The sequence below is a fragment of the Streptomyces sp. NPDC001617 genome (assembly GCF_053596855.1).
The window spans coordinates 38380-57826 of the sequence record NZ_JBSFHA010000038.1; the positions used below are offsets into that span (position 1 = coordinate 38380).

General features: G+C 70.6%; 18 protein-coding genes. 9 read left to right on the plus strand and 9 right to left on the minus strand.

Annotation, left to right across the window (positions count from 1 at the left end):
• The first annotated feature begins 6 nt into the window (after window positions 1-6).
• From ACWC09_RS26990 to ACWC09_RS27005, 4 genes are read left to right on the plus strand one after another with little or no spacing between them, the layout of a single operon-like run.
• A complete protein-coding gene (locus ACWC09_RS26990) occupies window positions 7-1455 on the plus strand; it encodes a class I adenylate-forming enzyme family protein (protein ID WP_450853257.1) in 1449 nt (482 codons plus the stop codon).
• Complete coding sequence (locus ACWC09_RS26995) at window positions 1433-2326, plus strand: acyl-CoA dehydrogenase family protein (protein WP_450853259.1); 894 nt, start codon at window positions 1433-1435, stop codon at window positions 2324-2326. Before ACWC09_RS26990 ends, ACWC09_RS26995 begins: the two co-directional genes overlap by 23 nt.
• Complete coding sequence (locus ACWC09_RS27000) at window positions 2313-3401, plus strand: acyl-CoA dehydrogenase family protein (protein ID WP_450853261.1); 1089 nt, start codon at window positions 2313-2315, stop codon at window positions 3399-3401. The genes ACWC09_RS26995 and ACWC09_RS27000 overlap by 14 nt, the downstream gene beginning before the upstream one ends.
• Before the next feature lies 1 nt (window position 3402).
• Window positions 3403-4188, plus strand: a complete 786-nt coding sequence (locus tag ACWC09_RS27005; RefSeq protein ID WP_450853263.1) for an enoyl-CoA hydratase/isomerase family protein — start codon at window positions 3403-3405, stop codon at window positions 4186-4188.
• Window position 4189: 1 nt separating this feature from the next.
• On the opposite strand, the gene ACWC09_RS27010 is transcribed toward ACWC09_RS27005, so the two are convergent.
• From ACWC09_RS27010 to ACWC09_RS27030, 5 genes are all read right to left on the minus strand, one after another.
• The gene (locus tag ACWC09_RS27010) at window positions 4190-5941 is read right to left on the minus strand and encodes an RICIN domain-containing protein (protein ID WP_450853265.1); all 1752 of its coding nucleotides are present in this window, start codon (window positions 5939-5941) and stop codon (window positions 4190-4192) included.
• Window positions 5942-6043: 102 nt separating this feature from the next.
• Complete coding sequence (locus ACWC09_RS27015) at window positions 6044-6865, minus strand: carbohydrate ABC transporter permease (RefSeq protein WP_450853267.1); 822 nt, start codon at window positions 6863-6865, stop codon at window positions 6044-6046.
• On the minus strand, window positions 6862-7833 hold the full coding sequence (locus tag ACWC09_RS27020; protein ID WP_450853269.1) for a carbohydrate ABC transporter permease: 972 nt from the start codon (window positions 7831-7833) through the stop codon (window positions 6862-6864). The genes ACWC09_RS27015 and ACWC09_RS27020 overlap by 4 nt, the downstream gene beginning before the upstream one ends.
• A gap of 7 nt (window positions 7834-7840) precedes the next feature.
• Entirely contained in the window at window positions 7841-9100 is a 1260-nt protein-coding gene (locus ACWC09_RS27025; protein ID WP_450853271.1) for a sugar ABC transporter substrate-binding protein, read from the minus strand.
• 30 nt (window positions 9101-9130) lie between these two features.
• Complete coding sequence (locus tag ACWC09_RS27030) at window positions 9131-11053, minus strand: glycoside hydrolase family 127 protein (RefSeq protein ID WP_450853273.1); 1923 nt, start codon at window positions 11051-11053, stop codon at window positions 9131-9133.
• Between the two features lie 219 nt (window positions 11054-11272).
• On the opposite strand from ACWC09_RS27030, the gene ACWC09_RS27035 reads away from it, so the two are divergent.
• Window positions 11273-12295, plus strand: a complete 1023-nt coding sequence (locus ACWC09_RS27035) for a LacI family DNA-binding transcriptional regulator (RefSeq protein WP_450853275.1) — start codon at window positions 11273-11275, stop codon at window positions 12293-12295.
• A gap of 21 nt (window positions 12296-12316) precedes the next feature.
• Here the strand turns inward: ACWC09_RS27035 and ACWC09_RS27040 are convergent, their stop codons facing one another.
• Window positions 12317-13084 (minus strand): SDR family NAD(P)-dependent oxidoreductase, encoded by a 768-nt coding sequence (locus ACWC09_RS27040; protein ID WP_450853277.1) that lies wholly within the window; start codon window positions 13082-13084, stop codon window positions 12317-12319.
• Window positions 13085-13184: 100 nt separating this feature from the next.
• Here ACWC09_RS27040 and ACWC09_RS27045 point away from each other — a divergent pair, with 100 nt between their 5' ends.
• A complete protein-coding gene (locus ACWC09_RS27045; protein WP_450853279.1) occupies window positions 13185-14339 on the plus strand; it encodes a thiolase family protein in 1155 nt (384 codons plus the stop codon).
• A gap of 23 nt (window positions 14340-14362) precedes the next feature.
• Here the strand turns inward: ACWC09_RS27045 and ACWC09_RS27050 are convergent, their stop codons facing one another.
• From ACWC09_RS27050 to ACWC09_RS27060, 3 genes are read right to left on the minus strand one after another with little or no spacing between them, the layout of a single operon-like run.
• Window positions 14363-15394: an NAD(P)H-dependent amine dehydrogenase family protein gene (locus ACWC09_RS27050; protein WP_450853281.1), complete on the minus strand. Its 1032-nt coding sequence runs from the start codon at window positions 15392-15394 to the stop codon at window positions 14363-14365.
• Complete coding sequence (locus ACWC09_RS27055) at window positions 15391-16227, minus strand: acyl-CoA thioesterase (protein ID WP_450853283.1); 837 nt, start codon at window positions 16225-16227, stop codon at window positions 15391-15393. Before ACWC09_RS27055 ends, ACWC09_RS27050 begins: the two co-directional genes overlap by 4 nt.
• A 50-nt stretch (window positions 16228-16277) precedes the next feature.
• A complete protein-coding gene (locus tag ACWC09_RS27060) occupies window positions 16278-16949 on the minus strand; it encodes a TetR/AcrR family transcriptional regulator (protein WP_450853285.1) in 672 nt (223 codons plus the stop codon).
• Between the two features lie 168 nt (window positions 16950-17117).
• On the opposite strand from ACWC09_RS27060, the gene ACWC09_RS27065 reads away from it, so the two are divergent.
• Genes ACWC09_RS27065 through ACWC09_RS27075 form a run of 3 tightly spaced genes read left to right on the plus strand, consistent with a single transcriptional unit; the run spans window position 17118 to window position 19445 of the window.
• A complete protein-coding gene (locus tag ACWC09_RS27065; protein ID WP_450853287.1) occupies window positions 17118-17267 on the plus strand; it encodes a hypothetical protein in 150 nt (49 codons plus the stop codon).
• Window positions 17257-18273: an acyl-CoA dehydrogenase family protein gene (locus tag ACWC09_RS27070; RefSeq protein WP_450853289.1), complete on the plus strand. Its 1017-nt coding sequence runs from the start codon at window positions 17257-17259 to the stop codon at window positions 18271-18273. Before ACWC09_RS27065 ends, ACWC09_RS27070 begins: the two co-directional genes overlap by 11 nt.
• On the plus strand, window positions 18270-19445 hold the full coding sequence (locus tag ACWC09_RS27075; protein ID WP_450853291.1) for an acyl-CoA dehydrogenase family protein: 1176 nt from the start codon (window positions 18270-18272) through the stop codon (window positions 19443-19445). Before ACWC09_RS27070 ends, ACWC09_RS27075 begins: the two co-directional genes overlap by 4 nt.
• The last annotated feature ends 2 nt before the right edge of the window (window positions 19446-19447 follow it).

The window sequence follows — 19447 nt, forward strand, 5'->3', positions numbered from 1 at the left end:
CGAGAGATGAGCGAACGGGCCGCGCTGGTCTTCGAGGACCGGGAGTACGGCCGGGCCGAACTGACCGCCCTCGCCGACGGGCTGGCCGGGGTGCTGGCCCGTCGGGGCGTACGGGCGGGGGACCGGGTCGCTCTCATGTCCTCCAACCGGCCCGAGTTCGTGATCGCCGTCCAGGCCGTGTGGCGCCTGGGCGCGGCGGTGGTCCTGCTCAGCCCGGCGTGGAAGCGGGGCGAGGTCGAACACGCCCTGGACATCACCGAGCCGGCCCATGCGATCGGGGACCACCCCGTACTGGCCGGGCTCATGCCGATGCTGCACCTCGACGAGCCGCTCGCACCCGGCGGGGCCACCCCCGTGGCGCCCGACCCCCGGGCCGACGCCGTGCTGGTGTTCAGCTCGGGCACCACCGGCATGCCCAAGGCGGTACGCCACACACACGCGTCCCTCGCCGCCGCCGTGGACCACTGGAGAACCGCCCTCCGACTCACCGCGAACGACCGTATCCAGATCGCGACACCGCCCTCCCACATCCTCGGCCTGCTCAACATCGTCACGGCCCTGGAAGTGGGCGCCTGGCTGCGCCTGCACCGCCGCTTCGACCTCGACCGGCTGCTGCACCACATCGAACTCGACCGCATCACGGTCGAGATGGCGGTCGCCCCCATCGCGCTCGCCATCGCCTCCCACCCGAAGCTGGAGAGATACGACCTCTCGTCCCTGCGGTTCATCATGTGGGGCGCGACGCCGGTGACGCCGAACATCGCCGAGACGGTCACGCGCCGGACCGGAGTGGGCTGGGTGCCCGCGTACGGGGCGAGCGAACTGCCCGTCATCGCCTGCAACCCGCTCGACGGGGCCCGGCTGGACACCCCCGGGCGCCCCGTGCCCGGGGTGGAGATGCGCGTGGTGTCGCTGGAGAGCGGGGATCCCGTCGGGCCGGGCGAGACCGGGGAGATCGAGGTGCGCGCCGAGTCCCTCATGGCCGGGTATCTACCGGCCGAGGCCACGGCGGACGCCCTCCACGACGGCTGGTACCGCACCGGCGACGTCGGCAGCCTGGACGCGGACGGCTGGGTCCACCTCACCGACCGCTCCAAGGAGATGATCAAGGTGCGGGCCTTCCAGGTCGCCCCCGCCGAGGTCGAGGCCGTGCTGCACGGCCATCCCGCTGTCGCCGACTGCGCGGTCTTCGGCGTCCCCGACGGGGCGGACGGGGAGGCCGTCGTCGCGGCCGTCCGGCGCTCCGGCCCGGTCGAGTCCGACGAACTCGTCGAACTGGTCGGCAGCCGCCTGGCCTCCTACAAACGGCCGCGCCGGGTGGAGTTCGTGAGCGAGATCCCGCGCCTGCCCTCCGGAAAGGTGCTGCGGCGCGTCCTCAAGGAACAGGCACTCAAGGAACAGGCCGTCAAGGAGCAGGCTCTCAAGGAGCGCGATGGACGTACGTCTGACAGCTGAGCAACGTCAACTCCGTGACGCGGCCGCCAAGTTGGCCGGCGATCTGGGCCCCGGGTCGGTCTTCGACCTGGACGACGCCGACCGGATCGCCCGACTGGAGAAGGCGGTCGAGGCCACCGGCTGGCGGGCACTGCGCTCCGACGGGGCGTCCGGAGTCGAAGTCGCCCTGGTCGTCGAGGAGTTCGGACGAGGGCTCGTCGACGTGCCGTATCTCGGACCCGTTCTCGCCGATGACCTGGCCCCGGAGGTCCGCTCGGCGACGATCGCCGTCGACGGGCGAGCGCGGGACGCGCGCGGCATGCGACGGGCCGTCTCCCTCGACGGCAACCGCGTCCTGTCCGACGAGAACGGCCCTCTTGTTCACGGCACCGACCTGACCCGCCTCGACGCCCGGCTGAGCGGCACCCCCGAGCAGCTCGGCACCCTGCCTGACGAAAGCGCCGACTCCTGGCGCGCGTTGGCCCTCGTCGCCACCTCCGCCGACCTCGTCGGCACGGCCCGCGGCGCCCACGCCCTCGCCTGCGACTACGCCAAGATCCGCGAGCAGTACGGCCGTACGATCGGCTCCTACCAGGCCGTCGCGCACCTGCTCGCCGAGGGACTGGCCCTCATCGAGGGCTCGATCAGCGTCCTGAGACACGCAGCCTGGGCCGTCGACGAACTGCCCGCAGCCGAGGCGCTCCGCGCCGCCCGCATCGCCAAGCTGTACTGCACCCGATCCGCCCGCACCGTGTGCGAGACCGCGGTCCAGGTGCACGGCGGCATCGGCAACACCTGGGAATGCCTCGCCCACGTCCACCTCCGCCGGGCGCTCGTCTCCGCCGACCTGTTCCCCGTCCGCCTGGAGGAGATCGACTGTGGACTTTCGTGACGCGCCCGAGGAAGCCGCGTTCCGCGGCCGGCTGCGCAGCTGGCTGGCCGAACGGGCCGGCACCTTCCCCACCGCGGGCGACGAGTACTGGGCCCGCCAGGGCGAATGGCACCGCGCCCTGCACGCGGCAGGATTCTTCGGACTCTCCTGGCCCAAGAAGTACGGGGGCCACGAACTCCCGCCCGTCTACGACGTCATCCTCGACGAGGAGCTCGCCCGCGCCGGCGCCCCGGCCCGCCCCAGCCTCGGCTACCTCGTGCAGGGTCTCGGCCGGCACGGCAGCGAGGAACTGCGGCGCCGCTTCCTCCCCGGCATGATCGACGGCACCGAACGCTGGTGCCAGGGCTTCAGCGAACCCGGCGCCGGTTCCGACCTCGCCTCCCTCACCACCACGGCCACCCGCGACGGCGACCGTTATGTGGTCAACGGCCACAAGATCTGGACCAGTTACTCCGATGTCGCCGACTGGTGCCTGCTCCTGGCCCGCACCGACCCGGAGGCACCCCGGCACAAGGGCATCTCCGCGTTCATCGTCTCCATGGACCAACCCGGCATCGAGCAGCGCCCGTTGAAGATGATGAGCGGGGTGACCAAGGAGTTCGGCCAGGTCCTCTTCGACGGCGCGACGGTGCCCGCCGACCAGATGATCGGCGCGCCGGGGGAGGGCTGGGCCCTGGCGATGACCGTCGTCGGCCACGAACGAGAACCCTCGACCCTCGGCTTCTCCGCCCGCTACGGCACACTCGTCCGCGAACTCGCCGCCCGCACGGAGGGCTCCCCGCCGCCCGAACTCGCCTGGGCCGTCGTGGAGACGGAGATGCTGCGCCTGCACGTACGCCGACGGCTGTCCGAACAGCTCGACGGTGTCTCGCACGGCCCCGAGGGCTCTCTCGACAAGCTGCTCATGACCTGGACGGAACAGACGGTCGGCCACGCCGCGTTGGCCGTCGGCGGCGCCGGCGACCCCGACCTTCTGCACGCCTACCTCTACAGCCGCGCGCAGAGCGTGATGGGCGGCACCTCGCAGATCCAGAAGAACATCATCGCCTCGCGGATCCTCGGACTGGGAGCCTGACATGACGGAAAGTCAGAACATGTACGGCATGCCGGACGAGATCGAGGTCCGTGCCGAGGGCGCCCTGCGGTTCATCACCCTCAACCGCCCCGACGCCCTCAATGCCGTCAACGACCCGCTCCACACCGGCCTCGCCCGGCTCTGGCCCCGGTTGGCCGACGACCGTGACGCCCGAGCGGCCGTCCTCACCGGAGCGGGAAAGGCGTTCTCGGCGGGCGGAGACTTCGCCTACCTCGACGAGATCCGGCAGGATCCCGACCTGCGCTCCCGCACCATCGCCCATGGCCGCGAGATCGTCCTCGGCATGGTCCGCTGCCGGGTTCCCGTCGTCGCCGCCGTCAACGGGCCCGCGGTGGGGCTCGGTTGCAGTCTGCTGGCGCTGAGCGACATGGTCTACATGGCCGAGACCGCCTATCTCGCCGATCCGCACGTCCAGGTCGGCCTGGTCGCCGCCGACGGCGGGCCGCTCACCTGGCCCCTGCACACCAGCCTGCTGCTCGCCAAGGAGTACGCCCTCACCGGCGCACGTATCCCGGCGGAGAAGGCCGTCGCCCTGGGGCTGGCCAACCATGTGGTGGCCGACCCGCTGGCCGAGGCGACGGCCTGTGCCAAACGCATCGCGGAGCTGCCGAGGCAGGCGGCGGAGAGCACCAAACGCGTCCTGAACATGCACCTGGAACGCGCGGTGCTCGCCACCCTCGACTACGCCACGTCCGCCGAGGAACAGTCCTTCCGGACGGCCGACTTCCGCGACAGCCTCGCCCGGCTCACCGGCCGGGAGAAGTGACTCACCGGGACGTCAGCTTCCACAGGTGGTCCGCCGTGCCGTTGTCGTCCCACTGCAGCACCTGGGCCCCCGACGACGTGCTCATGCCGTTCACGCCGAGCAGCAGACCGCTGTTGTAGTTGGCGATCTTGTAGTAGCCGTCGCCGGACGGGATGAGCTGCCAGAGGTGGTCGGCGGTGCCGTTGTCACCCCAGATCAGGGCCTTGCCGCCGTCCGCCGTGCTCATGGAGTCGATGCCCAGCAGCAGCCCGCTCGCCTTGTTGCTGATCTTGTAGAGGCCGGATCCGGCGGCGGTGAGGGTCCACGACTGGCTGCTGCCCGTGCTCGACGTCGCCTGGACCACCGACGTGCCCTGCGCCGTGCCCGCACCCGAGGTGTCGAGGGCGAGAGCGCTGTTCTTGTTGGTGATCTGGTAGGTACCGGCCAGTGAGGACGAGGTTCCGCTCGGCGTGACCACCAGGTGATAGCCGTCGGAGGCATTGGTCGTCACGGGTACGGTGATCGAGCCGTTCGAGACGGTGTAGTCGGCGTCCGAGATGGTCACCGGCCCGGACACCGCGGTCGTACGGCCCTTCGACGGCGTGTACTCCAGCTTCGCGTGCACGGTGCCGCCGAACGCCGACAGCGATCCGAGTCCCTTGACCTGCACGGCGCTTGAACCGGCGCCGCCGCCGAAGATGACGCTGACCTGGTTGCCCGCACTGTTGAGGGAGGCCGCGCCGTCGATACCCGTCTGCGCCGGGGGAGTGGTGACCAGCATGTTCCCGGACATGTCGCCGTACCACTTGTAGAGCCAGTACGAGCCGTTGGGCGAGCCGCCGGTGTCGGTCAGTGTGTCGCCGAGGGTGCCGTAGTGGTTCCAGAAAGCCAGCTCCGCGTCGTGCACGCCCGCCCGCTCGAACTTGGCGACGTAGCCCACCAGCGGTCCGGGCACGCCGACCTCGCTCGTGGTGCCGTACTCCTCGATCGCGATCGGCCGCGGGCTGATGCCGAGGCTGCTCTCCAGGGCCCGGTACGCGGAGACGTGCGAGGCGATGTTCGCCGAACCCTGCAGCTCGTGCCAGGCGATGATGTCCGGCACCGTGCCGCTCGCCTTGGCGTCGGTGAGGAACGTGCTCATCCAGGACTGGTTCCACGCCGAGTAACTCGGGCCCTGGATCGGCGTCTTGGTGTCCTTGGCCCGGACCTCCTTGTACGTCCGTGCCCAACCGGCGTCGAAGGCACCGGCGTTTGTCGTGTCCCACGTCCAGTCCGGTTCGTTCCACAGTTCGTAGGCGGCGACGTTGGTGGCCGAGGAGGCCTGCACCGACGCGACCTGCTTGTCCACGGCCGACAGCCAGTCGCTCCAACTCACCCACTTGTACGGGAAGTTCGGATACCAGTCCGGCATGCGTACGACGACCTTGGCGCCGGCCCGCGCCGCCTTGGATGCCACGACCAACGCGTCGCCGGCGGGCTTGGGTTCACCGTTGGGGAGTTGGGAGCCGCCCGGGGCCATCTGGACGAAGGTGTTCGGCTTGAGCGGGGTCACCAGGCTGTCGGACGGGGTGCTCGCGTCCGCGAGGCCGTAGAGGCTGCCGGTGGCCACATGGGTGACCGCACGCAGGGTCTGGTCGGCGTTGACGACGAGTGTGGTGGAGGCGGTCGGGGCCGCCTGGGCGGGGGCGGCGGTGGCCAGCGCTGCCGCGGTGAGTGCGGCGGCGCCCAGTACGGCCGTCAGACGTGCGGGGACGGGCGGTCTTGTGCGGCTCATGACAGATATCTCCTCGGGGAGGATGGGGGGATGGAGGGGGCGGCCCTCCGGTGGGCCGGCCCTCCGGTAGGTCGGTCCTCGGGGACGTCGACCTCTGGGATCTCAGTCCTTCACGGCGCCCGCGGTCACACCCGCGGCCACATAGCGCTGAGCGAGGACCAGCAGGACCGCTGCGGGGACGGACGCGACGACGGCGGTGGCCATGATCGCGTTCCACTCCTGGTTGTTGTTGCCGATGTACTTGTAGATGCCGAGGGTGATCGGCCGCAGATCGCCGCCGCCGTCAAGGGTGTTGGCGAAGACGAAGTCGGACCAGGCCCACAGGAAGCTGAACAGCGAGACGGTGACCAGGGCGTTGCGGCTCACCGGCAGGACGACCGACCAGAAGGTGCGGAAGGTGCCGGCCCCGTCGATGCGGGACGCGGCGATGAGCTCGCCGGGGATGCCCGACATGAACGCCGTGAAGATCATGACGCCGAACGGCACGGCGATGGTGGAGTCCGCGATGATCAGCCCCCACCAGGAGTTGAGCAGACCGAGGTCCAGGAAGATGCCGTAGAAGCCCATCGCCATGACGATCCCGGGGACCATCTGCGCGATCAGCAGGCCGAGGCCCAGCGCGCCGCCGCCGCGCGGGCGGAGTTTCGCCAGGGAGTAGCCGGCCGGGGCGGCCAGGACGAGGGTAAGGGCGACCGTGCCCAGGCCGATCAGCAGGCTGGTGCCGAGGTAGGGCAACTGGTCGTCCAGGACGGCCCGGTAGCCCTCGAAGGTCGGGTGCAGCGGGAACAGGTCGGGCGGGTCCTTGCGCATGTCCTGCTGCGGGGTGAGGGACACGTTCAGCATCCAGTACACCGGGAACAGCATCAGTGCGGTGAGGACGAGCCCGATCAGCGTGTAACGGCGAGTGTGCGTAAGGGATTTCACGCCTCCTGCCTCCTCTGGACGCGGATGTACAGCAGCCCGAAGACGAGGGCGATGAGGATGAGGAGGTTGCCCACCGCGGCCCCGGGGCCGAACTTGGGCAGCAGCGTGCCGAAACCGAGCTGGTACGACCATGTCGCCAGGGTCGACGAGGCGTCGCCGGGGCCGCCCTTGGTCATGATCCAGATCAGGTCGAAGACCTTGAGGGTGTAGACGAGCCCGAGGAGCAGGGTGATCGCCGACACCGGGCGCAGCAGCGGAAACGTGATCCGGCGGAACTGCTGCCAGGTGCTCGCCCCGTCCAGGGACGCAGCCTCGTACAACTCCGCGGGGATGTTCTGCAGGCCGCTGTAGAGGATGACCAGGTTGAACGGGATGCCGATCCAGATGTTGGCGACGATCACCGAGGTCAGCGCCCAGTCCGGCGAGGTCAGCCAGCCGACCGGGTCGACGCCGAAGAAGTGCAGGAAGTAGTTCACCACTCCCGACTCGCTGTTGAACATCCACGACCACGTCGACGCCGACACGATCAGCGGCAGCAGCCACGGGATGAGGAACAGTGCCCGCAACACCGTGGAGAGCCTGAAGTGCCGGTTGAAGAAGACCGCGAGGGCCAGCCCGATGACGTACTGGAAGGCGATCGACACGAAGGTGAAGACCATCGTGTGCCGCATGGCCGGACCGAACGTCGGATCGTCCAGGACGGTACGGAAGTTGTCCCATCCGGAGAACGGCGCGTCCCCCGCCACGAACGACCGGACGGTGTAGTCGCGCAGGCTCAGATCGAGATTGCGGTAGAGCGGATAGACGTAGAACGCGGCGAGATAGGCGAGCAGGGGCGTCACGAAGGCGAGCGCGGTGAGGCGGCTCCTGCGCCGCTGCCGGCGGCGCAGGGACACGGCGTCGGAGCCGCTCGCCCCCGCCGCGGCGGCCGGAGCCCGCCGCGGACGGTCGACCCGGGCGATGGTCATGCCGTTCCTAGCCCTTCTGCGCGCTCGACTGGGCGGTGTCCAGGGCGTCCTGCGGGCTCTTGCCGCCCGACAGCGCGGCCTGCACGGCGGTCCACATCGGCTGGGAGATGGTCGGGTACTTGGTGCCCAGACCGCCGCTGGTACGGCCGCGGGCCGCCGCCACCGCCGACACCCACGGCTTGAGCTTCGGGTTCTGCTTGACCTGCTCGGCCTGCACGGCGGCCGTCGGCGCGACATACTGCAGCGTCGTGTCGGTGGGCAGCAGATTCGCGTCGCTGGTCAGACAGGTGACGATCTTCTTGCTGACGTCGTAGCGCCCGGTCTCCTTCTGCACCGGCACCGTCACGAACTCGCCGCCCGTCGGCACCGGCGCCGAGCCGCCGTTCTGCCCGGGGATGTTGATGATGCCGTAGTCGAAACCGGCCTTCTCCGCGTTGCCGAGCTGCCAGGTGCCGTTCTCGCCGAACGCGTAGTCCCCGGTCGCGAACTCCTGCCAGCTGGTCGTCTGCGTGTTCTGCAGCACGTCCTTGGGCGCGTACCCCGAGTCCACCCACTGCTTCCACAGCGAGAGCGCCGCGACTCCCTTGGCGGAGTTGAGCTTGGTGAGATCCCCGCCCGCACCCCAGAACCACGGCAGGAACTGGAAGCTGCCCTCCTCCGTGTTGATCGCGGAGAACGTGATCCCCTTCTTCCCGGCCGACTTGACCTTCTTCAACGCGGCCGTGAGGGAGTTCCAGTCCTTGATCGACGTCGGGTCGATGCCCGCCGCGGAAAGGACCTTCTTGTTGTAGTAGAGCGCGAGTGTGTTGGCGCCGATCGGCACCCCGTACGGCGCGCTGTCGATGGTGCCCGCGCCGATGATGTTCTTCTGGATCGACTTGGTGTCCAGGCCCAGGTCACTCGTCTTGTTCAGGATCCCGGCCTCCACCAGCGTGGAGACGACCGGGTTGTCCACGAGCATCACGTCGGGCGCGTTGCCCTGCTGCGCGGCCAGCAGGGCCTTGTTGCCGAGGTCGGTGGTGTCGTACGCGGTCCGCTTGAGCTTCACCCCGGCCTTGGTGCCGCACGAGGTCACGAGCTTGCCCCAGGCCGAGGAGGCGTCGAACTGCGGGTACGGGTCCCAGAAGGTGTACGTCCCCCCGGACCCCCCGGACCCACCGGACGAGGAGTCCGAGGAGGAACTGGAGCCGCCTCCGCAGGCGGTGAGGGAGACGAGGGTGCCGACGGCGGCGACCGCGGCGAGGAGAGTGCGGCGGGTGGGTATCACGGGGTGACCTCGTTGTCGTAGAACGGGATTTCAGGAGGTGGGGAGCCAGACACGCATGCTGCCGTCCTCGCGGTTGGCCCAGGCGTAGTAGGGGACGGCGGTCAACTCGACGGGTTCGCCGTCCTGTTCGGGGGCCGCGACGGTGTCCGCGGAGGCGTACGGCCACCACCCCCGGTCGGGGATGTGGCGCCGCCGCCCGGCGGCCACCACGGTGGTGACGCCGCCGAGGAGGTCCGGGCGGTGCTTGACCGCGAGCGGTCGGGTGGTGTCCAGGACGATGTCGTCCAGGCCGCCGCCGGGGTGGTCGACCTGCTCCAGGCAGTAGACGAGCGGCCCGCGCTCGATCGCCGCACAGCCGCGTACGGCGTCCACCCGCGGGTCCGCCGCGGTGAGCCGCGGCTCCAGGCCGAGCTCCAGCACGACCCGGTCGCCGGGCGCCCAGGTCCGCTCCAGCCGCAGCCAGCCGTCGTCCACGGCGGTGTCGTACGTCTCCTCCCCGCACCGCACCCGGAAGTCGCGGCACCACTGCGGGATGCGCAGCGAGAGCGTCCAGGGGCGGTCGGCCGGGGCCTCCTCGACGGTGAGGGCGATCGTGCCGTGCCAGGGGTAGTCGGTCTCGGCGCGTACGGCGAACGGGCCGGCGGTGTAGCGGCCGGTGACGTACTGGTGGATCTGCAGGCCGTCGTCGTCACCGGTGGCGAGGTAGTGCTCCAGGCCGGCCAGCAGCCGCATCACGTTCGGCGGGCAGCAGGCGCAGCGGAACCAGCGGGTGCGGCGGGCCGACTGGTCGCCGCCGGGGTCGGTGTGGCCGTCGCGGACCTGGAGCGGGTTGACATACAGCCACTGCTCGCCGTCCAGGGAGACGCCCGCCAGGAAGCCGTTGAAGAGGGTGCGCTCGATCAGGTCCGCGTAGCGGGCCTCGCCGGTGAGCAGGGCCATGCGCCAGCTCCACTGGATCGAGGCGATGGCGGCGCAGGTCTCGCAGTAGGCACGCTCGTTGGGGAGTTCGTACGGGTCGCCGAAATCCTCCTCCTCGTGATGCGCGCCGAGCCCGCCGGTCAGGTGGGTCTTGGTGGTGGTCATGGCCTGCCACAACCGCTCGGCGGCGAACCGGAGTTCGGGCTCCCCGGTCTCGGTGGCCAGGTCGGTGGCGGCGGCCAGCAGGTACAGCTGGCGTACGGCGTGACCCTCGACGTTCGTCGCCTCGCGCAGCGGGACGCGGTCCTGGCAGTAGGCCTCGCCGCCGAGGAGGCCGTGGCCGTGGCGGTCGACGAAGTAGCCGGCCAGATCGAGATAACGGCGTTCTCCGGTCTCCCGGTACAGCTCCACCAGGGCGGTCTCGACCTCGGGGTGGCCGTCGATGCCGTCGATCTCCTTGCCGCTGTCCGGCGGGCCGAAGACGGAGTCGATGTGGTCGGCGAACTTCACGGCCACGTCGAGGAGTTGGGTGCGCCCGGTGGCCCGGTGGTGGGCGACGGCGGCCTGGATGAGGTGGCCGGCGCAGTACAACTCGTGGCCCCAGCGCAGGTCCTGGTAGCGCTCGCCGCCCTTGACCAGCTGGAACCAGGTGTTGAGATAGCCGTCGGACTGCTGGGCGTCGGCGACCAGGGCGACGATCCGGTCGACGTCCGACTCCAGCTCGGCGGACGGGCCCTGGGCCAGCTGCCAGGCGGCCGCCTCCAGCCACTTGTAGACGTCCGTGTCGACGAACGGGTACGCGCCCCGGAAAACGCCCTCGACGGCGCCCGCCGCCAGCCGCAGATTGTGCAGATTGCCCGCGGACTCGAGCAGGCCGGGGCCCTGGGGGATGGAGGTGCGCGCGTTGACCTCGCGACGCAACCGCCAGAAGCCTTCGGTCACTTCGACCGCGCCGGGGTGCAGGGCGGAGCGGGAGCCGGGACCGAGACGGACCGGGCCGGTGGGGGAGGGCGGGGTGGCGTTGGTGCGGGGCATGGCTCTCCGAGAGGTGGAAGGCGGGGGAGCGACCGGGACCGGGCAACGATCTGGGCAACCGTTTTCCTCGCCGATGAGTAGAGGGGAGGCAGGGGATCGCGGTCAAGGGCTCTGCGTAATATTTCTCTTGTTGCTCAAGGACTGGCACTCCGCCGGACCGCCTGCGACCATGGACCGCGCCGAGCCCGCCAGGGACGACGACTGAGAAAAGGATTGCCCGTGACCGAAGCCGCTCCGCGTTCCCCCTCCGCCGGACGGGCGAAGCTCGCCGATGTCGCCGCGCTCGCCGGCGTCAGTGTCGGTACGGCCTCCAAGGCGCTGAGCGGGGGCGGCCGGATGCGGCCGGAGACCCGGCAGCGGGTGCTGGACGCCGTGGACAGGCTCGGGTTCCGGCCCAACCAGCATGCGCAGAGCCTGCACACGGGCCGCAGCTGGACGGTCGGGTTGATGACGACGGACGGCATCGGCCGCTTCAGCACGCCCGTGCTGTTGGGTGCCGAGGACGCGCTCGGCGCCGGGAAGATCTCCGTGCTGCTGTGCGACACCCGGGGCGACACCATCAGGGAACAGCACCACCTGCGCAACCTGATGGACCGGCGGGTCGACGGCATCATCGTCACCGGCCGCCGCACCGACCCGCGCCCGCCGCTGCGGGGTGTCGACGGCATACCGATCGTCTACGCGCTCTCCCCGTCCACCGACCCGCGCGACACCTCGGTCGCCTCCGACGACCGGGGCGGCGCCCACCTCGCCGTCGAGCACCTGATCGCGACGGGCCGCACCCGCATCGCCCACGTCACCGGCCCCGAACACCACGCGGCCGCCCGCGACCGCGCCCGCCACGCCCTGGACCTGCTGGACCACTCCGCGCTTCAACTCGCCACCGGGCGCGTGCACTTCGGGGAGTGGAGCGAGGCGTGGGGGCGTCGGGCCGCCGACGCCGTGCTGCGCACGGCACCCGATACGGACGCCTTCTTCTGCGGCAACGACCAGATCGCCCGGGGGGTCGCCGACGCGCTGCGCGAACGTGGCCTGGACGTGCCCGGGCAGATCGCCGTCGTCGGCTATGACAACTGGGACACCATGGCCCTGGCCTGCCGCCCGCCCCTCACCACGATCGACATGGACCTGACCGAGATCGGCCGGATCGCCGCGCTCAAACTGCTGGAGGCCATCGACGCGAAGCCGGTGCCTGGGGTGCACACCGTGCCGTGCCGGCTGGTGGTGCGGGAGTCGAGCTGAGCCGCCAGGCGGTGGCCGGGCCTACTTGGGCGGGAAGCGCAGCGCCCCGTCCAGGCGGATCACCTCACCGTTGAGATAGTCGTTCTCGCAGATGTGCTGGACGAGAGCGGCGTACTCGGGGGAGCGGCCCATCCGCCGGGGATGGGGCACCTGCGGGCCCCAGTACCCCTCCAGCTGGTCGGCCGCCCTGCCGTAGGCGGGGGTCAGGAAGGTGCCGGGTGCGATGGTGACGACGCGGATGCCGAGGGGGGACAGGTCGCGGGCGGCCACGAGGGTCATGCCGACGACACCGCCCTTGGCCGCCGCGTAGGGCAGCTGGCCGATCTGGCCCTCGTACGCGGCGATCGACGCGGTGCTGACGATGACTCCCCGGCCGCCGTCCTCGGTCACCGGCTCCTGGCGGGCGATCGCTGCGGCGGTCAGGCGCATCACGTTGAAGACGCCGGTCAGATAGACGTCGACGGTCTGGCGGAACCCGGCGAGATCCATCGGTTCGCCGTCCTTGCCGACCAGCCGTCCCCCGCTCGCGGGTCCGCCGTGCACGTCGACCGAGATCCGCAGCGGGCCGAGGGCCTCCGCCTCGCCGATGGCCGCGCGCACGTCGTCCTCGCCGGTCGCGTCCGTCCGTACGTACCGGACGCCCAGCTCCTTCTCCAGGGCCTTTCCCTTGTCGTCGGCGAGGTCGGCGACGACCACCGCCGCGCCCGCCGCGTGCAGCCGGCGGACCGTGGCCTCGCCCAGGCCGCCCGTCCCACCCACCACGACCGCGGACGTCCCTTGAACCTGCATCGCGACTCCCCTCCAGGGATACATGGTTCTAGTATTTCGAGAGTAGCATTCTCATTCAGTGAAGTGATCCCTGCCCACCCCGCCGATCTGGAGACCCTCCATGCCCGAGGCAGTCATCGTGTCCGCCCTGCGCACCCCCGTCGGCACCGCGTTCAGGGGGACCCTGCGCGACACCACCGCCTTCGACCTGGCCCACCACATCGTCGGTGCCGCGGCGGCCGGACTCGACCCCGAGCGGGTCGACGACGTGATCCTCGGCGAGGGTCTCTACGGCGGTGGCGTCCTCGCCCGCCACGCGGCACTGACCACCGGGCTGACCTCGATCCCCGGGCAGGCCCTGAACCGCCACTGCGCCGCCGGACTGACCGCCGTCGCGGGCGCCGCCGCGAGCATCCGCGCAGGCATGGACGACCTCGTCATCGCCGGTGGCGTCAACTCGGCCTCCACCGCACCGAAATCGGCCTTCCGCATCGACGGCGAATGGACGGAGCCGTGGACGCCACCCACGCACCCGAGCCGCCCCGACGCCCCCAACAACGACATGTCGATCACGATCGGCTGGAACGTCGCCCAGCGCGCCGACATCTCCCGCGCCGACATGGACGCCTGGGCACTGCGCTCGCACCAGAACGCCGTACGGGCCATCGACGAGGGCCGCTTCGACGTCGAGATCGTCCCCCTCGACACCCCGCACGGCCTCTTCTCCGTCGACGAACACCCGCGCCGTGACACCTCGTTGGAGAAACTGGCCGCGCTCAAGCCGCTGCATCCCGAGATCGAGGGCTTCAGCATCACCGCGGGCAACGCCTGCGGCGGCAACGACGGCGCGGCCGCCCTGGTCGTGGCGAGCGACGGCACGGCGACCGCCGAGGGCCTGCCCGTGCTCGCCACCGTGCGGTCCTGGGCCTCCGTCGGCGTGGACCCCGCGGAGACCGGACTCTCACCGGTCAAGGTGATCCCCAAGGCCCTTGCCCGCGCGGGCCTTTCACCGTCCGACGTCGACCTGTACGAGATCAACGAGGCCTTCGCCTCGGTCGCCGTGGCCGCCGTCCGCCTCCTCGACCTCGATCCCGACCGCGTCAACGTCAACGGCAGCGGCTGCTCGCTGGGCCACCCCGTCGCCGCCACCGGTGCGCGCATGCTGGTCACGCTCGTGCACGAACTGCGGCGGCGGGGCGGGGGAGTCGGCGTGGCGTCGATGTGCGCGGGCGGTGGGATGGGGTCGGCGATGGTCGTGGAGGTCGCGGCGCCGTAGCCGGCCGCGGCGGGTGCGGAGGTTCAGCGCAGGGTCGCCGTGATCTGCGGCAGATCAAGCGTCGTACGGATCCCGGGAGCCGCCGCGCACACCAACGGCACCGCGTTGACCGCCCGGTTGGCCGTGTACGACGGGGAGATCTCGGCCATCCGTTCCAGCGGCACCGGCAGCCGCAGGGAGACGTCGAGAGGCGCGTCGCCCTCGACGGAGATGCTCCAGCCGGTGTCGTGCAGGTTCCAGGCCGGTTCGAGGTCGGTGGTGCAGTACCAGGTCGCACGGAAGCGGAGCAGAGGGCGGCCCGCGCGCAGACCGGTCACCGTGAGGCGCTGGGCGGCCACCGTGCCCGGCGCCAACTCACCTGCGGCGATACGGGTGTGCTGACGAGCCGTCGCCAACTCGCCCGTCGCATCGAGGGAGTCGAGAGGAAGCGACAGTGCCTCCGCCACCAGCCGCAGCGACGGGCCGAAACTGGTCCGCGCGTGGGAGAGCCGTTCCTCGTCGAACGAGGCCGGTGTCGCGCCGAAACCCATCACCCCGAACAACAGCTCGGGGGAGGGGCGTTGGGAGAGGTTGGCGTACTCGTCGATGGTCAGCGAGTCGAGGCGCCGCGCGATCGACGTCAGGACGAGCGGCACCGCCTCGGTGATGAAGCCGGGACTGCTGCCCGTGCTGTGGATCGAACTGCCGCCGCGCTCACAGGCGTCCTCGACGCGCTTGCGTACGACGGGATCCATGCTCTCGGGATGATGGAACTCGCCTCTCGTGGTGACGACGTTCGCCCCCGACGCCAGCAGCCGGCACACCTCGTCGACCTCGCACACCAACGGCATGTACAGCACGCAGTCCGCGCCCAGTGCCAGCACGTGCTCGATGTCATGGGTGGCGGTGACGCCGGTCGCGTCCGCACCGCACAACTCCCCCGCGTCCCGGCCTTCTTTGTCGGGCGTGTGGACGTACAGGCCGGTCAGGGCCAGATCCGGGTGCTCGATGACCGCCCGCAGCGAGCGGGCACCGATGGTGCCGGTGGCCCATTGGACGACTCGGTACGGCGTCATGCCGGCTCCCGCGTGAAGCGCAGCAACGCCTCCTGGGCGTACGACGCGACGAGTGCGCCGCTCTCGGTCAGGACGTCACCCCGCCCGAAGCAGCGGGCGTGCGCCAGGACCGGACTGTGCTGGCGCAGCAGCAGCCACTCGTCGGCGCTGAACGGACGGTGGAACCAGAGGGTGTGCGAGGTGACGGCGGAGGTGAACGCCTTGCCCGCGTCGTGCTGGGTGATTCCCGCGAGCGGCCGCAGCGCCGTGCCGATCAGCGTCAGGTCGGTGGCGTACGCGGTGAGGGCCGGGGCGAAGTGCGGCTCCGTGGGAGGGGTGCGTATCCACAGGTCGAACTCGGGCTGTTCGGGCAGCGGGGAGTCGAGGTCGGTGGTGGTCCGTGCCTCCCAGGGAAGCGGGTGGAACTCCGTGCGGTGTTCCGGACCGGGGACGGGCGGTACGGCCGGCACGGTCTGGTGGGCCGGTCCGTCCTCCGGGGTGTGCAGGGAGACCGACGCGGTGGCCACGACACCCTTCGTCTGCCGGGCCACGATCGTCAGCGCGGCGAAGGAGCCTCCGTCGTGGTGGCGGTCGACCTCGTAGCGGACGGGCTCCTCCGGGCGCCCCGCGCGCGCGAACAGTGCGTGCAGGGACTTGACGCTCTTGCCCGGGCAGGTCAGCTGCGCCGCCCGGACGAACTGGGCCAGCAACTGCCCGCCGAAGAGACGGTGGTAGCCGAGGCACTGGCTGTGCCCCTCGTACACGAAGGGCGCGGTCGCGATGTCCGTTGTATGCGTACGCAGGTCGAGGCAGGCCAGCAGGTCGTCCCAGAGTTCACTCACGGCAAGTGGCATGCCTGGGAGGGTAAGGGATATTCCCGCCCATGAGAATGGGATTCTCGCCGTCAGTCGCCCGCGAATCCGTGCGCGACGAAGTCCCAGATCTCCTCCGCGGTCAGCGGGTGGGTCCCCTCCTGGCCGCTGGACTGGGCGTTGAACATGACGGTCTGCATGGTCAGGGCCGCCGCACGCTTCGCCGTGAAGCCCTGGCGCAGCACAAGCTTGTCCTCGAGGTCCTGCATCAGCTCGGTGAACAGCGCGAGCAGCGGGGCGTTCGCCACGCGCATCTCGGCCGGGTGCGAGACCAGCAGGCGCATCGCGAAGTCGGTGAACAGCGGGCGCTGCTTGCCGGTCGGGTCGGGGCGGGAGCTCTCGAACAGGTCCTGGATGACGACCTTGATCCGGTCCAGCGGGTCGGGCTGCTCGGCCGCGACGGCGCGCAGCTCGTCGGCCGACTTGCTCATCGCGTCCTCGAACAGTGCGAGCAGCAGCTCGTGTTTGCCGTCGAAGTGCTGGTAAAAGCTCCGCAGCGACTGCTTCGAGCGGTCGACGACCTCCTGCACGGTGAAGTCCGTCGTGCCCTTCTCCGCCATGATCGCCTGAGCCGCGTCGAGAAACCGCTCGACCCTCTGTTCGGCCCGACGTTTCGCCGCCTGTGTGGAGCGCTCCACCGCGCGCTGCTTCCAGGCCGGTTCCTCGGTCGGGGTGCTCACTGGCTGGTCCGCCTTCTGTGCCATGGGGAGAACATTACTGCAGTGTAGCGGCAGCGTCTTGTGGTCATGCTGGACACCTCCGACGATGTGGAGGAGACTGTTGATTCCCCTTCGCGAGAATGTCATTCTCGCATAGTTCTTCGCTCAGTTCTTCAGTCAACTCGCAGGGTTCTTCAACCAAGGAGGCCGTTCGTGGCGTGGGACGCGCGGACCGACCGTCAGGTCGGGCAGTTGAGGCCGGTGGTGGAAGGCCTTCTCGTCGGAGCTCTTCTCACGGGTGCCGTCCTGGTCGGCGCGGTGCTGGCCGGGTTCTTCGTCCTCGGGGGCCCGGATGCTGTTTGAGTTCGACGCCGAGCAGCGGTTGTGGCACGACACCGTGCACAAGGCCGTCCTCAAGGAGTGCCCGCCCACGCTGGTGCGGGCCGTCGTCGACGACGGCGCCGACCCGGCCGCGCTGTGGCGGGTCTACGCCGACCTGGGCTGGACCGAGCTGACCGACCCCGCCGACGCGGTCGAGCTGGCGATCGTCCTGGAGGAACTGGGCCGTGCCACCGACCCGACGCCGTACTTGGCGACCCTGACCCGGTTCGCGCCGCTGGCACCGGAGTTCGACGACCCCGGCCGCTCGGGCACCGCGGTGCTCGCCGGCGTCACCGCACGCCCGGCCGACGGCGGCTGGATCCTGGACGGCACCGCACACCACGTCCTGGACGGCGACCGGGCCGACCGGCTGGCCGTGGTCACCGAGGCGGGCGTCTTCGTCGTAGCCGCCGCCGACGTCACCGCCGTACGCACCCCGGTCTTCGACCCCGTCCTGCACATCGCGGACGTCACGTTCTCCCAGGTGCGTGTCACGAAGGACAGCCGCAGCACCGCCGATCCGGAGCGTGCCCGGCACATCGCTCTCACCGGCCTGGCCCTGACCATGGTCGGTGCCTGCCGCCGCGCCCTCGACCTGGTCCTCGACCACGCCCGCACCCGGCGGCAGTTCGACGCCCCCATCGGCTCCTTCCAGGCCGTCCAGCACAAGGCGGCCGACATGCATGTCGCTGTCGAACGGGCCCGTGCCCTCGCCTACTTCGCCGCCCTCACCGTCGCCGAGGACGACCCCAGGCGCCGGCTCGCCGCCTCCATGGCCAAGGCGGCGGCCGGCGAGTGCCAGGCGGCGGTGTTCCGCAACGCCGTGCAGCTGTTCGGCGCGATGGGCCACACCTGGGAGAACGACCTGCAGTTCGCGATCAAGCGGGCCAAGGCGGGCGAGCTGATGCTCGGCGGCGCCACCCACCATCGGGCGCTGATCGCCGAGGAGTACCTGGCCGAGGCAGCGGTCGCCGAGGGGGTGTCATGAGACTGACCTTCGACGCCGAAGTCGAGGCCTTCCGCGCCGAGTTCGTGGCGTTCCTGGAGGCCAACCTGCCCACGGAGGCCGAGGCCGCCGAGCGCTCCCGCTCCACCGCGCACATCCCCGAGTGGGCCAGGCGCTGGCAGCGGCTGCAGTTCGACCAGGGCTGGCTGCTGCCGGGCCACCCGCCCGAGTTCGGCGGACGCAACGCCGGCGTCATCCAGCAGTACGTCCATCGCGAGGAGCTCTCCCGGCGCCGTATCTACCACAGCTTCAACCCGCAGGGCGTCGGCATCATCGCGGCTTCCCTGATCTCCTTCGGCACCGAGGAGCAGAAGCGCCGCTGGGCCGTTCCCATCCTGCGTGCCGAGATCACCGCAGCTCTCGGCATGAGCGAGCCCGGCTCCGGCTCCGACCTCGCCTCCCTGCGCACCCGCGCCGAACTCGACGGCGACCACTTCACCGTCAACGGCCAGAAGGTGTGGACGTCCGGCGCCCACGACGCCGACGTGCTGCTCGCCTTCGTGCGCACCGATCCCGAGGCCCCCAAGCACAAGGGCATCAGCGTCCTGCTGATCCCCACCGACACCCCCGGCGTGACCCGCCGCCCCTTCGCCTCCTACACCAGCCCGGACGACAAGGACTTCAACGAGGTCTTCTTCGAGAACGTCCGTGTCCCCGCCGAGAACCTGGTCGGCCCCCTGAACCAGGGCTGGCGGGTCGCGAACGGCTCGCTGGGCCACGAGCGGACCCTGATGTGGCTGGGCGAGGCCGAGCGGATGGGCGAGGTCCTGCGGGACTTCCACCCCTCGGGCCCGCTGGAGAAGGACTGGTACGCCACTCTCGTCATGGACCTGCAGGCGCTACGGCTGCTCGGTTCCGCCGCCCTGGCCCGCGCCGCCCGCGGTGAGCAGGACGTACCGGCGCTGTCCGTGCTGAAGGTGTTCGGCTCGGAAGCGGCCCAACGCGCCCTGGAACGCGTCCTGGAGGCGTCCGGGCCGGACGGACTGGTGCATCCGGCGCGGACGGCGCCGTACTCCCACATGAGCTACGACGACGACTCCGCCAGCTGGTTCAACCGCTTCGCGCGCAGCTTCGGCGGCACCATCGCCGGCGGCACGTCGGAGATCCAGCGCACGATCATCGCCGAGCGGGTGCTCGGTCTGCCCCGACGTTGAGG

Bases quoted from the DNA above. Each gene is read 5' to 3' on its own strand.
- ACWC09_RS26990 (WP_450853257.1), top strand. From the start codon at position 7: ATGAGCGAACGGGCCGCGCTGGTCTTCGAGGACCGGGAGTACGGCCGG.
- ACWC09_RS26995 (WP_450853259.1), top strand. From the start codon at position 1,433: ATGGACGTACGTCTGACAGCTGAGCAACGTCAACTCCGTGACGCGGCC.
- ACWC09_RS27005 (WP_450853263.1), top strand. From the start codon at position 3,403: ATGACGGAAAGTCAGAACATGTACGGCATGCCGGACGAGATCGAGGTC.
- ACWC09_RS27010 (WP_450853265.1), bottom strand. From the start codon at position 5,941: ATGAGCCGCACAAGACCGCCCGTCCCCGCACGTCTGACGGCCGTACTG.
- ACWC09_RS27020 (WP_450853269.1), bottom strand. From the start codon at position 7,833: ATGACCATCGCCCGGGTCGACCGTCCGCGGCGGGCTCCGGCCGCCGCG.
- ACWC09_RS27030 (WP_450853273.1), bottom strand. From the start codon at position 11,053: ATGCCCCGCACCAACGCCACCCCGCCCTCCCCCACCGGCCCGGTCCGT.
- ACWC09_RS27040 (WP_450853277.1), bottom strand. From the start codon at position 13,084: ATGCAGGTTCAAGGGACGTCCGCGGTCGTGGTGGGTGGGACGGGCGGC.
- ACWC09_RS27045 (WP_450853279.1), top strand. From the start codon at position 13,185: ATGCCCGAGGCAGTCATCGTGTCCGCCCTGCGCACCCCCGTCGGCACC.
- ACWC09_RS27050 (WP_450853281.1), bottom strand. From the start codon at position 15,394: ATGACGCCGTACCGAGTCGTCCAATGGGCCACCGGCACCATCGGTGCC.
- ACWC09_RS27055 (WP_450853283.1), bottom strand. From the start codon at position 16,227: ATGCCACTTGCCGTGAGTGAACTCTGGGACGACCTGCTGGCCTGCCTC.
- ACWC09_RS27060 (WP_450853285.1), bottom strand. From the start codon at position 16,949: ATGGCACAGAAGGCGGACCAGCCAGTGAGCACCCCGACCGAGGAACCG.
- ACWC09_RS27070 (WP_450853289.1), top strand. From the start codon at position 17,257: ATGCTGTTTGAGTTCGACGCCGAGCAGCGGTTGTGGCACGACACCGTG.
- ACWC09_RS27075 (WP_450853291.1), top strand. From the start codon at position 18,270: ATGAGACTGACCTTCGACGCCGAAGTCGAGGCCTTCCGCGCCGAGTTC.